This window comes from Phenylobacterium sp. (assembly GCF_041691455.1).
Classification (GTDB): Bacteria; Pseudomonadota; Alphaproteobacteria; order Caulobacterales; family Caulobacteraceae; genus Phenylobacterium.
The window spans coordinates 209,911-222,007 of sequence record NZ_JBEPUO010000004.1; the positions used below are offsets into that span (position 1 = coordinate 209,911).

Consider the following 12,097-nt stretch of genomic DNA (forward strand, 5'->3'; position numbering starts at 1 on the left):
TCCGTTCGAGCCCAGGATTATTGAAATGAGCGTCACCGAACCCGAACTCCTCGATCTCATCGCCCAGGAGGCGATCATCGACCGAGACAAGCTGAACCGCGAGGCGACGCTGGGCGACCTGGGGATATCCTCGCTGGACGTCATCACCATGTTGTTCGAGCTCGAGGAGCGTTACGGCGTGGTGATCGAGGAAGCCGACATGCCGAAGATGGAAACGCTCGGCGAGATGGTCGACTTCCTGATGACACGGATCAACGAGCAGCCGGCGAAGTCATGAGCGGCGGTCGCCGCATCGCCGTAACCGGAATGGGCGCCGTGTCGGCGCTGGGGGCGGGGGTCGCCGAGACCTGGGATGCTGTCCGGCAGGGGCGGAGCGGCATCGCGCCTCACCTCTTCGACGGCGGCGCGCACGGGCCGGAACCGGTGACGCTGCCCGCGGCGCTGGCGGCGGACGGCTTTCAGTCGGCCCTGGAGGCGCGGATGGGCCGCAAGGTGTCCGCCAGTCTCGACCGTTTCGCCCTGTTCGCCCTCTGCGCGGCCTTCGAGGCCCTCGATCAGGCGGGGCTCGTCGGCGATGCGGTGCTTGGCGAGCGCACCGCCATCGTCCTCGGCCACGGCCAGGGTGGGCAGGAAACCCTGGAGAAGGGCTACGAGCGCTTTTTCGGCCTGAAATCGCCCCGGATGCATCCGGCCATGGTGCCGAAGGTCATGGTCTCGGGGGGCGTCAGCGCGGTGGCCATGCAGTTCGGCGTGCACGGACCGGTGTTCGCCACCTCCAGCGCCTGCGCCTCGTCGGCCCATGCCATCGTGCAGGGCGCGGGCCTGATCCAGACTGGCCTTGCTGACGTCGCGATCGTGGGCGGGGCCGAGGCGATCGCGACACCGGGCAGCATGTCCGGCTGGCAGGCCATCCACGCCTTGGCCGAGACCACCTGCCGGCCCTTCAGCCAAGGCCGTGACGGCATGGTGATGGGCGAGGGCGGCGCGGTGCTGATCCTGGAAGACCTGGAGCGCGCCAAGTCGCGGGGCGCGACGGTGTTTGGCGAATATCTGGGCGCCGGGATGACCTCGGACGCCTTCCACATCACCCAGCCCTCGCTGGAAGGCACCGCGGCTGCGATCCGGCAGGCCTGCACTGCGGGTGATCTCTTGTCCCAGGAGGAGGTGTTGATCGCCGCCCATGGGACGGGCACGCCGCTGAACGACGAGAACGAGTCGGCGGCGCTGGACGCCGCTTTTGCCGGGGTCGCGGTCCGCCGCCCGTTGATCGCCACCAAGAGCGCCCATGGCCATCTCATCGGAGGCTCCGCGGCCATGCAGACAATCATAGCGCTGAAGGCGATGCGCGCCGGCCTCGCCCCGCCGGTGTTGAACTTCCTCGGGCCCGATCCCAACTGTGACGTTGACGTGGTGGTTGGCGAGGCTCGGCCGATCACCGCGCGGCATGCGCTTCTGAACGCCTTCGCGTTCGGGGGTCTGAACGTCTCCATGGCGTTCGCGACGGCCTAGCGTTCACAGGTGCGTACCGAAATATTGGCCGAATCCGGAGATTTGGGGATGCGCCGTTCGACCTTCGCGATCTTGCTGTTGGCCGGTCTGGCGCTCGCCGGCTGCAGCAAGCGCTCGTCGCTTTACCTGGATTCCGGGCGAAGTGAATCGAGTGCTGCGCCGCCGCACGCCGACGGACCGCCAAAGTCGGCGACCGCCGCCGTCCGCACAAAGGCGCCGGCCTCAAACTAGCTGTTCATCGCCTCGCGGCGAGGCGGCCTCGCCGTCGGCACTGGGGCGGCCGTGCGGTCGAGAAATCCCAGGAAGTGGGCGTAGCCCAGGGTGCGGACCCCGGCGGCCATCTGCGCCTCGCGGGTTTCCTCGCGCAGCATCCGCATCTTCGTCCAATGGGTCTTGGGCCGGTGATGATGCTCAGCGTGATAGCCGTTGTTGAGGAAGGCCCAGTTGTACGCCGGCTCGTAGGTCGAGACGCCGGTGGCGATGGGCTGGTCCGGATCGGCGCCGGCGTGCTCGTACCAGGCGATCAGGAACGAGAGGCAGTGCCCGAGGTAGTAAAAGGGCGCCAGCACCAGGACGAACTGCCAGTTCAGGACCAGGAGCAGGCCGTAGACGGCGACGATGGCCCAGAACTCCTGGAGCGCCTGCCGCGCTTCCTTCGGCCGCTTGGCGCGGATGGCGCGGGCCACCGTGAACGGCCCGTCGTCCCGCCAGAACTGCCGGAAGACGTAGGAGACCACCGGCTCAACCTTGCCCTCGGCGCCGTACTGATAGAGCGAGATGGGATCGACAGTGGCGCCGTCCTCGCCGATCCGGTCTGAGTTGCCGGCGTGATGGCGCATGTGGACATAGGCGTACATCGTCTGCGGCGTGCCGAGCTCAAGCGTGAGCAGCAAACTGGTCAGCCGGTTCAGCGGCTCCCAGGCGAAAAACGGGTTGTGGATGAAGTTGTGCGAGACGGAGTCCAGGCTCCAGCCGATGGCGATCGCATAGGCCGCCGCGCCGGCCAAGCGCTCCGGCCAGGAGAGTTCGCGCCAGGCCAGGAAGAAGGCCAGCAAGAGCCCGATGTGAACGAAGACCAGCGCCGCTGGAATCGCGTCCCAGGCGGAATAGCGGAAGAGCACGGCGTGGGCGCGTGGGCGCGCGCGGGATTGGCCTGGCGCGACGCTCATGCCGCGCGCCTGGGTTCACCGGTGTCGGACGCCAGGAGCGCGACGCCCAGGGCGATGACCGCGACGCCCACGATCCGCGTCGGGTTGAGGGTTTCGTGGAACAGGACTACGGCGGGGGTGAGCGTGCTCACATAGATGATCCCGGTCATCGGAAAGGCGCGTCCGAGGTCGACGTTCTTGAGGATCGTCATCCAGATCAGGAAGCCGCAGAAATAGAGCGCGAAGCCCAGCAGCACGACGGGCGTCGCCAGGGCGTGGGCGACCAGGTGGCCGAGACCGGCGCGGTCGTCCAGCGTCGCCCCGGCGTATTTGAATGCGACCTGGGTGGCGGTCTCGACGGCGATGAAGAGGAGCCAGCCAGCGATCGCCGTCGCCAGCGCGCGGGACGGGCCGCCGCTCTTGGTGTGTGCGATCTCAGCCAAGGCTGGCGCCCACCAGACCTGCGCCCAGGGTCACCAGGCCCGCCCCGATCCATCGCCGGGCTCGGGGCCGTTCGCCAAGGAACAGCCGCCCGGTCATCACCGCGCCCACGTAGGACAGCGCCGCCATCGGCCCGACAATCGAGAGCGGCGCGTGGCCCAGGACGTACATCCAGGAGGCGGCTTCCAAGCAATAGCCGAGGAACCCGGCGATGACCCAGGGGCTGGATGCGACGGCGCGCCAGAAGGCTGCGCCTTCGGCGCCGTCGCCGATGCGATCGAGCCCAAGCTTGAAGGCCGTCTGCCCGAAGACATCGAGCACGACGGTCAAGCCGAACAGAAACCAGGAGAACAGGCTCATGCGCGCCTTCGTGACGTGAAGCGAGGCTCAGTCATACTGGACTCCGTCGTGCGCGGCATGGGCTATCTGGACGCAGCACGCGGCGGCGACAGGGGGCCTGCGGCGTCTTTGCAGGTAGGTCGACAGGAGGCTCGGTGCGACGGAAGTCGGTCATTCGGTTCGGCGCTGCGGCCGCCTGTCTGGCGCTGGGCGGTTGCGCGACCGTCGCCGGGCCGCCGATGGCGACGCCGCCGTCGAACGCGGCGCCGGCGCAAGTCACGGCTGGCGATCCGTTCGAGGGCCTCAACCGTCGACTGTTCGGCTTTGGACAGGCGTTTGACAGGAGCTTCATCCGGCCGCTCGCGCTGGGCTATGAGCGCCGGGCGCCGACCCCGCTGCGCCGCGCGATTCACAATCTGCTGCAGAACGCAGACGAGCCGGTCGTGTTCGTCAACGACGTGCTGCAGGCCCGCTTCGCGCCCGCCGCCCACACCGCGGCGCGCTTCCTCGGAAACACCACGGTCGGTCTTGGCGGGCTGTTCGACCCGATGGCGCGGGCCGGCGCGCCACATCACGACAACGACTTCGGCGCCACGCTGGGTCGCTACGGGTTTGGACCGGGACCCTATCTCTTCCTGCCTCTGATCGGCCCGACGAGCGGGCGCGATGCGTTCGGCGCGGGCGTCGACTATGTCGTCGACCCTTTGTCCTGGCTGAAATTCAGGCACGCCAAGACCATTGGCCTGGCGCGAACGGCGCTCACCCTCGCCGACGCGCGGCTCGAAGCCGAGCAGGATCTTCAAACCCTGGAGGCGACGGCGGTTGACCCCTACGCCACCGTCCGCGCCGTCCACCGTCAGTCGCGCGCTCTGGAGGTCAACGGAACAGAGGACGAGCTTGACGCCCTGCCGGAGCTTTCGCCCCCGCCGGCCCCATCACAAGAGGCCCCCTCGGCGGCGCCCAAGCCGTGAGGGCGGGATGACCAAGCTCAGCTCGGTGATGGCGAACCTGGTGGCCTTTTCCTGCCGCCACGCGCGGAGCCTCGTGGCCACCGCCGCGGTCGCCACCCTGGCGGCGGCGGTCTACGTCGCGGCGCATTTTTCGGTCCATACCGAGCTTGCGGCCCTGATCCCGCCCGATGTCCCCTGGCGGGTGCAAGAGCGCGCGCTGGAGGCAGCGTTCGTTCAGCAAGGCGACGACATCACTGTTGTCATCGAGGGTCAGACGCCGGAATTGGCGGAGGCGGCCGCGGCGCGGCTCAGCGCCGCCCTGACCGGACGCACGGACCTCTATCGCAGGGTGGATCGTCCCGGCGGCGGCCCGTTCTTCCAGCGCGAGGGCATCCTTTATATCAGCCAGCCGGAGGTCCGCGCGACCACCGAAACCCTGATCCGAGCTCAGCCGCTGTTGGCCCCGGTGGCGGCGGACCCCAGCCTGCGCGGCGTACTGACCAGCCTGTCGACCGGCGCCGCCGGCGTCGCAGCCGGCGCGGCTCAACCCGATCAGCTCGCGGGCGCGCTCAGATCGGTCACCGAGGCCGTAGCCGAGGTCGAACAGGGCAAGCCCGTCTATTTCTCTTGGCGGCGGTTGATCGTCGGCGACCCGGGGCGAGGCGCCGACGCGCGCCAGTTCATCGTTCTCTATCCGAACTCCAATGACGGGCTGGGGGGCTCGGATTCCGCCCTGTCCACCGTTCGCGCCGAGGTCCGGCGGTTGGCGCTGGATCCGCCGCACGGGGTGACCGTTCGGTTGACCGGCGCCATCCCGATGGCCGCCGAAGAGCTCGCCACCCTGAGCGAAGCGACGGGCTTCATCGCGCTTGCGGCGTTCGCCGCCGTGCTGGTCATTCTCTACTTGGCCGTCCGCTCGCCGAAGATCGTAGGCGCGATCGTCGCCACAGTGCTGGCGGGCCTGGCGTTGACGGCAGCGTTCGGTCTGGCCGTCTATGGCCGCTTCAATCTCATTTCCGTGGCGTTCATGCCGTTGTTCGTCGGGCTGGGCGTCGACTTCGCCATCCAGTTCTGCGTGCGTTACCGAGCGGAAGCCTTGGCGGACTCGGACGTGGTGGGCGCCCTGGTGAAGGCAGGCGGCGGCACGGCCTACGGCCTTGGCCTCGCCGCCGCGGCTACCGGGCTGGGGTTCTTCGCCTTCCTGCCGACCCGCTACAAGGGCGTCTCGGAACTCGGATTCATCGCCGGCATGGGCATGGCGGTCTGCCTGCTGCTGGTGTTCACGCTGCTGCCCGCCCTGCTCACCCTGCTGCGCGCACGCAGCCCTGCGGCGGAGATAGGGTTGCCGGCTCTGCGCAGCGCCGACGACACGCTCTTCGCACGCCGCGGCGTAATCCTTGCGGCGACCGCAGGCCTGGCCGTCGCGAGCCTCGCGATCAGCCCGCTGCTGAGGTTCGATTTCGACCCGCTCCGCCTGCGCAATCCCCGGAGTGAGTCCGTCTCAACCTTCCTGGCCATGGCGAAGGATCCGGAAACCGGACCGGACAACCTTGATGTCCTGACCCGCGACCTGGCCCAGGCCCGCACGATCGCCACGCGACTGTCGGGACGGCCGGAGGTGCGGGCCGCGATCACGCTCGACAGCCTGGTCCCGCCAGACCAAGCGCCCAAGTTGGCGTTGCTGGCGGACGCTAACCTGCTGCTGGATCCGACAGTCAATCCCTTCGATCTGCAGCCGGCGCCCAGCGACGCCGATCTCGTCGAAGGTCTGGGCGCGGCCGCTCAGGCGCTACGCGCTCTCGCGGCAGCCCCCGCTGGCGCGTCGGTGCGGCTCGACGCCTTGCGGCTGGCGGGTCTTCTCGACACCGCGCGGACCGGTTCGCCGGCTCTGCGCGCCCGGCTGCAGGAGGCGTTGGTCGGCGAGTTGCCGACCGCGCTCGAACAGGTTCGGGCCCTGCTCACAGCGGAACCCGTCGCGCTCGCCAACCTGCCGCCGGATCTGAAGGCCGACTGGCTGGCGGCGGATGGTCGGGCGCGCGTGCAACTGCAGCCCGCCGCCGCCCATGGCGACGCCGCCGGCATCGCCCGGTTCGTGCGCGCCGTGCGGGGCGTCGCCCCGGTGGCGACCGGGACACCGGTCGCAGTCGCCCAGACGCGACAACTGATCCTGAGCGCTTTCCGCCAAGCGGGCCTTCTGTCGCTGGGCGCGATCGCCCTTCTGCTCGCGCTGACATTGCGAGACCTGCGCGCTGTCGTGCTTGCGCTCACGCCCGGTGCGCTCAGCGCCCTGCTGACGACGGGAAGCTGCGTCCTGCTGGGTCAGGACATCAACCTGGAGAACCTCATCGCCCTGCCGCTGCTGCTCGGCATCAGCGTGTCGTTCAACATCTATTTCGTCGTGGCTTGGATGAGCGGCGAACGAAACCTGCTGCGTTCAAGCCTTGCGCGCGCCGTGATCTATAGCGCGCTCACCACCGGTGCGGCGTTCGGCGCGCTCGGCCTTTCGCAGCATCCCGGCACGGCAAGCATGGGGATTCTCCTGCTGATTTCCCTCTTTTGGACCCTGGTGGCGACAATTGTCGTCCAGCCGGTGCTTCTGCGGGTCACCTCCCGAGGCGGCTAGCGCATCTTCGCGGTCAGATCGTCCAGCTTCGCCTTCAACGCCGGCGCGCCGCCGGACCGCAGGACGCCTGCGAAGTCCGCCCGTTCCGTGGCGAGCTGACTGACGCCTTTGTAGAAGACGTCGATGACCTTCCAGGATCCTCCGTACTCGCGCAGTCGGTAGTTGACCGAGGTGCTGTCGCCGCCCTCGATGATCTGTGACTTCACAAGCCTGTCCGGTCCGCGGGCCGTCACCGCAGGATCGATGGCGCATCGCTGACCGTGGAATCCATCGAACTCCTGGGCGTAACGGGCTGCCGTATAGCGGGTGAGGGCGGAGACCAGCTCCGACTGCTCGCGGGCGCTCATGGTCGTCCAGGGCGCGCCGATCGCGAACTGGGCCATGGCCTCGAGATTGAAGGATCGCTCCACGACCGGCAGCAGGTTGTGCGCGCGGGCCTGGGCGGTCGCCTCCTTGGTCTGTTTCACGGCATCGAGGACACCGTTGCACAGACTCTCCGCTCGCGAAGCCGCTGGGTCTGCGGCGGCCATGGCCTCGCCCCCGCAGCCCAGACAAATCGCCGCTGCGCCCACCACAATCATCATCTTCACGGAGTTTCTCCTCGCGCATCGCCCTATGGCGCGGAGCGTACTTTCCTCGCGATCTCTATCACGCAGCAATCGAGATGACGTGTTGCAGCGTGCATTTTTGACATCGCGGACTTGCTGGTAGATCGGCCGCGCGGCGATCGTGTCGCCTCGGCGACGTGGGTGTCGTCCCTCTATCGACCCTCAGACTCTGCTTCTCCGCAGCGGGCCGGGGCGATGCACCTCCTGCATGCCGAGGCCTCGCGCCAGCATGAGCCGGGCGACCTCGGATTGCATGAAGTAGAGGATGCCGCGTGCGCCCTCCGCGGACTTGGCCGGGTCGCGCGCGGCGAGACCTGCCCGCATGACGCGCCAGTGGTCGAAGACGCCCTGGGGATATTCGCTCTCGGCCAGGCCCACGTAGGACCAGTGCCAGCGCGTCTTGCGCCGCACGGCGGCGATCATCTTCTGGGCGTCGGCGCTGGCGGTCCCGGCCATCAGGCTGAAGATCACCTCGCTCTGATGGATGAGATCGTCGGCTTGCGCCCCCGCCTCGGAGGCGGCGATCAGCTTGTCCGACTTCTTGAGAATCTCGGCCAGCAAGGGCGCCGAGGCGCGGATGCAGGCGAACCGGGCGGCAACCCCATAGAGACCCGCGCGCAATTCGTAGAGATCGAAGACTTCCTGCAGAGTCGTCACCGTGACGCTCGCACCGCGATTGGGCTCCAGGATGAGCAGGCCGTCGTCGGCGAGTTCGCCCAGAGCGCGGCGAACGACGGAACGGCCCACCTTGAATTCGTCGCACAGCCGCGCCTCGCGAAGCCATTCTCCGGGCGACCAGAGCCCCTCCTGGATCTGATGGCGCAGGCGCTCCGCAACCTGGGCGGCTGACGGGCCATCGCCACGCACACGGCGAGGACGCGGGCTGATCTGCGCGACATTCTCCAAGGCGGACGTACCTCTCTGATCTTCGGGTCCGGCCAACTGCAGGTTGCGGCCGCCTCGCCCCGTCGAAGCGTCTAGCACAGGGATGAGCCACGCGCTCAGTTATCCACTGTAAGCGACATTTCGTCGTACAACTGGATTGACTCAGTCGTACAACAAGAGAAGCATGTTCGGAAACGGGGAGGCCCAAGCTGCGGGGACGAGACGCGCCTCGCGCGGTTCTTCCGCGACCGCAGCCGCGCCGCTCCCCGGGCGCGTCGGAGGGAAGATGCCCACGAGAAAGGATGTGCTGCGGGGCGTAGCGGCGCTCTCGCTCGCCAGCTCGCCGCCACTCCGGGGCGTGGCGCGCGCGGCGGTTGCCGGCGGCTTCAGCGACCGCATCACGCAGCACCTGCCGAGCCCCGATCAGCTCTGGGCATGGCAGACCCAGCTCGCCGCCTGGGCGCCGTGCCTGACGGGTGGCGCCAGCCATGTCGCTTGGATCAACTGGCTCGAGGGCCGGTTGAAGGCCGCCGGCATCGCGCCCCGTCGCCAGACGTTTCGTTTTCCCTACTGGCAGCCGCACAGCTTCGGCTTGTGGCTGGACGGGCAGTCCGTCCCTGCCACTGGCTACCGGCCCTATTCGGGACCGACCGGTCCGGACGGGATTACGGCGGAAATGGTCTACGCCGGCCGCGCGCCCGACCTCGACCTGAGGGGCGCCGCCGGTAAGATCGTGCTGCTGCACGTCGCGCGCAGCGGCGAGCCCACGGGGGGCGAGCCCACCGCGCTGTTCAGCGGAATTACCGTCCCCGACAAGAAGCTGATCGAAGCGTCCGGCGCCAAGGCCGTCGTCTACATCTGGAACGGCTTCTCCGATGCGAACGCGCAATGGCAGATGGAGCCGTTCTTTGGCGGGCCCACGCCGGTTCCGAGCCTGTGGGTGGGCCAGGCGACGGGCGAGCACCTGCGCAGCGCCGCGGCCAAGGGGGGCAAACTGAAACTGGTGCTCGACGCCACCGTCCGCCCCGGTACGCCATCGGACACCCTCTGGGGCGTGCTGCCCGGCGCCGGCGAGGAGGTGGTGGTGGTCAACACCCACACCGACGGCTGCAACGCGATGGAGGAGAACGGCGGCCTGGCCGTGACAGCTCTCGCCTTGGCGCTCTCGCGCCTCCCGCAGGCGCAGCGGAAGAAGACCTACGTCTTCCTGATGACGACCGGTCACTTCTCACAAGGCTACATCGACGGCGCGGACGCCTGGCAGAAGGCCAATCCGGCGCTGATGGCGCGGACGGTGGCCTGCCTGACCTGCGAACACCTAGGCGCGCGCGAATGGCGCGATGTCGGGGGCGTTTACCGGCACACCGGGCAGTTCGCGCTTGGTCGAGCCTTCGCCTGGACCAAGCCGATGGCGAAGCTCTTCAACCAGGCGGTCGCGGCCACCCAGGCGAGTCGCATGGAGGCGGCGGATCCGGCCGACAACCCGACCCACTGGTTCCCCGGGGAAGGCTCGCCGTTCTGGCGAGCCGGCGTCCCGACCGTGGGGTACATCCCGCTGCCGGAGTACCTGATGGCCCAGCCTCCCAAGGGCGGCGAGATCGAGAAGCTCGACAGGGCTCGGCTGCACCAGGAAATCGTCGTCTTCGCCCGGACCCTCGAACGCCTCGACGGTATGAGCAAAGCCGAGATCCGAGGCTGACATGGTTCGCCCGAGCGGACCGCCGTCAACGCGACGGTGCTGCATCGGGCGCGGCCGGATGGTGTCCTCCCCCCATCCGGCCACCCTTTTCCCTCCGGCCGAGGCCGGGGCTGGCCAGGCTCAACGGCCGGCGGCCCGCGGCCATTGAGGACAGACATGGATTCCAATAGCGGCAATCCGGGGCAGGAACCCCCAGGCCAGGACGGACGGCTCGCCGACTGGACGCGGCGCCCGCTGATGCAGGACTGGCCGCTCACGGTCGATCGCATCCTGGAGCACGCCAAGGCGCTGCATGGCCGCCAGGAGGTCGTCACCCGCTCGCTCGAGGGCCCGATCGTCCGGACCAGCTACGCGGAGATCTACCGGCGCGCCAAGCGCTGCTCCAATCTGCTGCAGCACTTGGGCGTGCGGCCAGGCGACCGGGTCGCCACCCTTGCGTGGAACACCGGGCGCCATCTCGAGACCTGGTACGGGATCATGGGCATTGGCGCGATCTGCCACACGCTCAACCCCCGCACCTTTGCCGACCAGCAGCGCTACATCATCACCCACGCCGAAGATAAGGTGATCCTGGTCGACCTGCCCCTCCTGCCGGCGCTCCTGGCGCTCCGCGCGCACCTTCCAAGCGTGACCCACATCGTCGTCCTGGGCGATCCCGGCTCGGTTCCGGAGGGGCCCGGCCTGCACGCCTACGAGTCGCTGCTCGCGCAGGCCTCGGAGGATGTCGCCTGGGGCGGGTTCGACGAGAACGCGCCCGCTGGCCTTTGCTACACCTCCGGGACCACCGGCAATCCCAAGGGCGTGCTCTACTCGCACCGGTCCAACTTCCTGCACACGTTCATGACCCTGGCGCAGGACGTCATGGGGCTCTCGGCGCGCGCCGTGGTCCTGCCCATCGTACCGATGTTCCATGCCAACGCCTGGGGCCTGACCTTCTCCTGTCCGGCGGCCGGCGCGAAGATGGTCATGCCCGGCCAACGCCTGGACGGCGCGGCGCTGCAGGAACTGATCGAAACCGAAGGCGTGACCTTCGCCGCCGCGGTGCCCACCGTCTGGCAGGGCCTGCTGGACCATCTTCGCGCCACGGGCGCGCAAATCGGCAGCCTGCGGCGGATCATGATCGGCGGGGCCGCTGCGCCGGAGGCGCTGCTGCGCGCCTACCGTGACGACTATGGCGTCGAGGTCACTCATGCCTGGGGCATGACCGAGGTCTCTCCTGTGGGCACGGTATCGACCGCGACCGACGAGATCGCCGCCCTGGACGCCGACGCGCAGCTTCGCTTCAACCTCAAGCAGGGCCGGGCGCCCCTGGGCGTCGAGCTGAAGCTGAAGGACGAAGCGGGACAAGCCCTGCCCGAGGACGGGGTCCAGTTCGGGCGCCTCATGGTCCGCGGCCCGGCCGTGGCCCGCCGGTACTTCAAGGACGAGGGGGGTGAGATCCTCGACGAGGACGGCTACTTCGACACCGGGGACATGGCCACGATCGATCCGCACGGGTTCATGCAGATTACCGACCGCGCCAAGGACGTCATCAAGTCCGGCGGCGAATGGATCTCCTCGATCGAGATCGAGAACATCGTCGCGGGCCATCCGAAGGTGGAGCTCTGTGCCGTCGTCGCCATCCCCCATCCGAAATGGGACGAGCGGCCGGTCCTGCTGGTCAAGCTTCGGGCCGACCAGGCCGCGACCCGCGACGACTTTCTCGACTATCTGCAGGGCCGGATCGCCCGCTGGTGGATGCCTGACGACGTGGTGTTCCTGAGCGAGATCCCCCTCGGCCCGACCGGAAAGGTCGACAAGAAGCGCCTGCGCGCCGACCTCCGGGGCTTCACGGCCCCGCCGACCTGACCCCCTGCGCGGTCCCGGTCCGTCGACGGGCGAACCGCGGGTGCGCC

At 68.6% G+C, this 12,097-nt stretch carries 12 protein-coding genes; 7 read left to right on the plus strand and 5 right to left on the minus strand.

All coding sequences use genetic code 11. The features are described 5' to 3' along the window. The first annotated feature begins 25 nt into the window (after positions 1 to 25). From ACESMY_RS09150 to ACESMY_RS09160, 3 genes are read left to right on the plus strand one after another with little or no spacing between them, the layout of a single operon-like run. Positions 26 to 277, plus strand: a complete 252-nt coding sequence (locus ACESMY_RS09150; RefSeq protein ID WP_372784260.1) for an acyl carrier protein — start codon at positions 26 to 28, stop codon at positions 275 to 277. Next, positions 274 to 1,509: a beta-ketoacyl synthase gene (locus ACESMY_RS09155; RefSeq protein ID WP_372784261.1), complete on the plus strand. Its 1,236-nt coding sequence runs from the start codon at positions 274 to 276 to the stop codon at positions 1,507 to 1,509. The genes ACESMY_RS09150 and ACESMY_RS09155 overlap by 4 nt, the downstream gene beginning before the upstream one ends. 48 nt (positions 1,510 to 1,557) lie before the next feature. Beyond that, the gene (locus ACESMY_RS09160; RefSeq protein WP_372784262.1) at positions 1,558 to 1,740 is read left to right on the plus strand and encodes a hypothetical protein; all 183 of its coding nucleotides are present in this window, start codon (positions 1,558 to 1,560) and stop codon (positions 1,738 to 1,740) included. Here the strand turns inward: ACESMY_RS09160 and ACESMY_RS09165 are convergent. From ACESMY_RS09165 to ACESMY_RS09175, 3 genes are read right to left on the minus strand one after another with little or no spacing between them, the layout of a single operon-like run. Beyond that, entirely contained in the window at positions 1,737 to 2,678 is a 942-nt protein-coding gene (locus ACESMY_RS09165) for a fatty acid desaturase (RefSeq protein WP_372784263.1), read from the minus strand. The two genes, ACESMY_RS09160 and ACESMY_RS09165, sit on opposite strands and share 4 nt — an antisense overlap. Further along, complete coding sequence (locus tag ACESMY_RS09170; protein ID WP_372784264.1) at positions 2,675 to 3,100, minus strand: EamA family transporter; 426 nt, start codon at positions 3,098 to 3,100, stop codon at positions 2,675 to 2,677. Before ACESMY_RS09170 ends, ACESMY_RS09165 begins: the two co-directional genes overlap by 4 nt. Then, positions 3,093 to 3,458 carry an EamA family transporter gene (locus tag ACESMY_RS09175; protein ID WP_372784265.1) on the minus strand — a complete coding sequence of 122 codons (366 nt, stop codon included), beginning with the start codon at positions 3,456 to 3,458 and terminating at the stop codon, positions 3,093 to 3,095. Before ACESMY_RS09175 ends, ACESMY_RS09170 begins: the two co-directional genes overlap by 8 nt. 134 nt (positions 3,459 to 3,592) lie before the next feature. Between ACESMY_RS09175 and ACESMY_RS09180 the strand changes: the two genes are divergently transcribed. Next, a complete protein-coding gene (locus ACESMY_RS09180; RefSeq protein WP_372784266.1) occupies positions 3,593 to 4,408 on the plus strand; it encodes a VacJ family lipoprotein in 816 nt (271 codons plus the stop codon). A gap of 28 nt (positions 4,409 to 4,436) precedes the next feature. Then, positions 4,437 to 7,010, plus strand: coding sequence for an MMPL family transporter (locus ACESMY_RS09185; protein ID WP_372784267.1), 2,574 nt, complete (start codon positions 4,437 to 4,439; stop codon positions 7,008 to 7,010). Here the strand turns inward: ACESMY_RS09185 and ACESMY_RS09190 are convergent. Next, a complete protein-coding gene (locus ACESMY_RS09190; RefSeq protein WP_372784350.1) occupies positions 7,007 to 7,594 on the minus strand; it encodes an ABC transporter substrate-binding protein in 588 nt (195 codons plus the stop codon). The two genes, ACESMY_RS09185 and ACESMY_RS09190, sit on opposite strands and share 4 nt — an antisense overlap. Before the next feature lie 186 nt (positions 7,595 to 7,780). Continuing rightward, positions 7,781 to 8,524: a GntR family transcriptional regulator gene (locus ACESMY_RS09195; protein WP_372784268.1), complete on the minus strand. Its 744-nt coding sequence runs from the start codon at positions 8,522 to 8,524 to the stop codon at positions 7,781 to 7,783. 265 nt (positions 8,525 to 8,789) lie between these two features. Between ACESMY_RS09195 and ACESMY_RS09200 the strand changes: the two genes are divergently transcribed. Further along, positions 8,790 to 10,202: a hypothetical protein gene (locus ACESMY_RS09200; protein WP_372784269.1), complete on the plus strand. Its 1,413-nt coding sequence runs from the start codon at positions 8,790 to 8,792 to the stop codon at positions 10,200 to 10,202. A 237-nt stretch (positions 10,203 to 10,439) separates the two neighbouring features. Continuing rightward, positions 10,440 to 12,050 (plus strand): long-chain-fatty-acid--CoA ligase, encoded by a 1,611-nt coding sequence (locus ACESMY_RS09205; RefSeq protein WP_372784351.1) that lies wholly within the window; start codon positions 10,440 to 10,442, stop codon positions 12,048 to 12,050. The last annotated feature ends 47 nt before the right edge of the window (positions 12,051 to 12,097 follow it).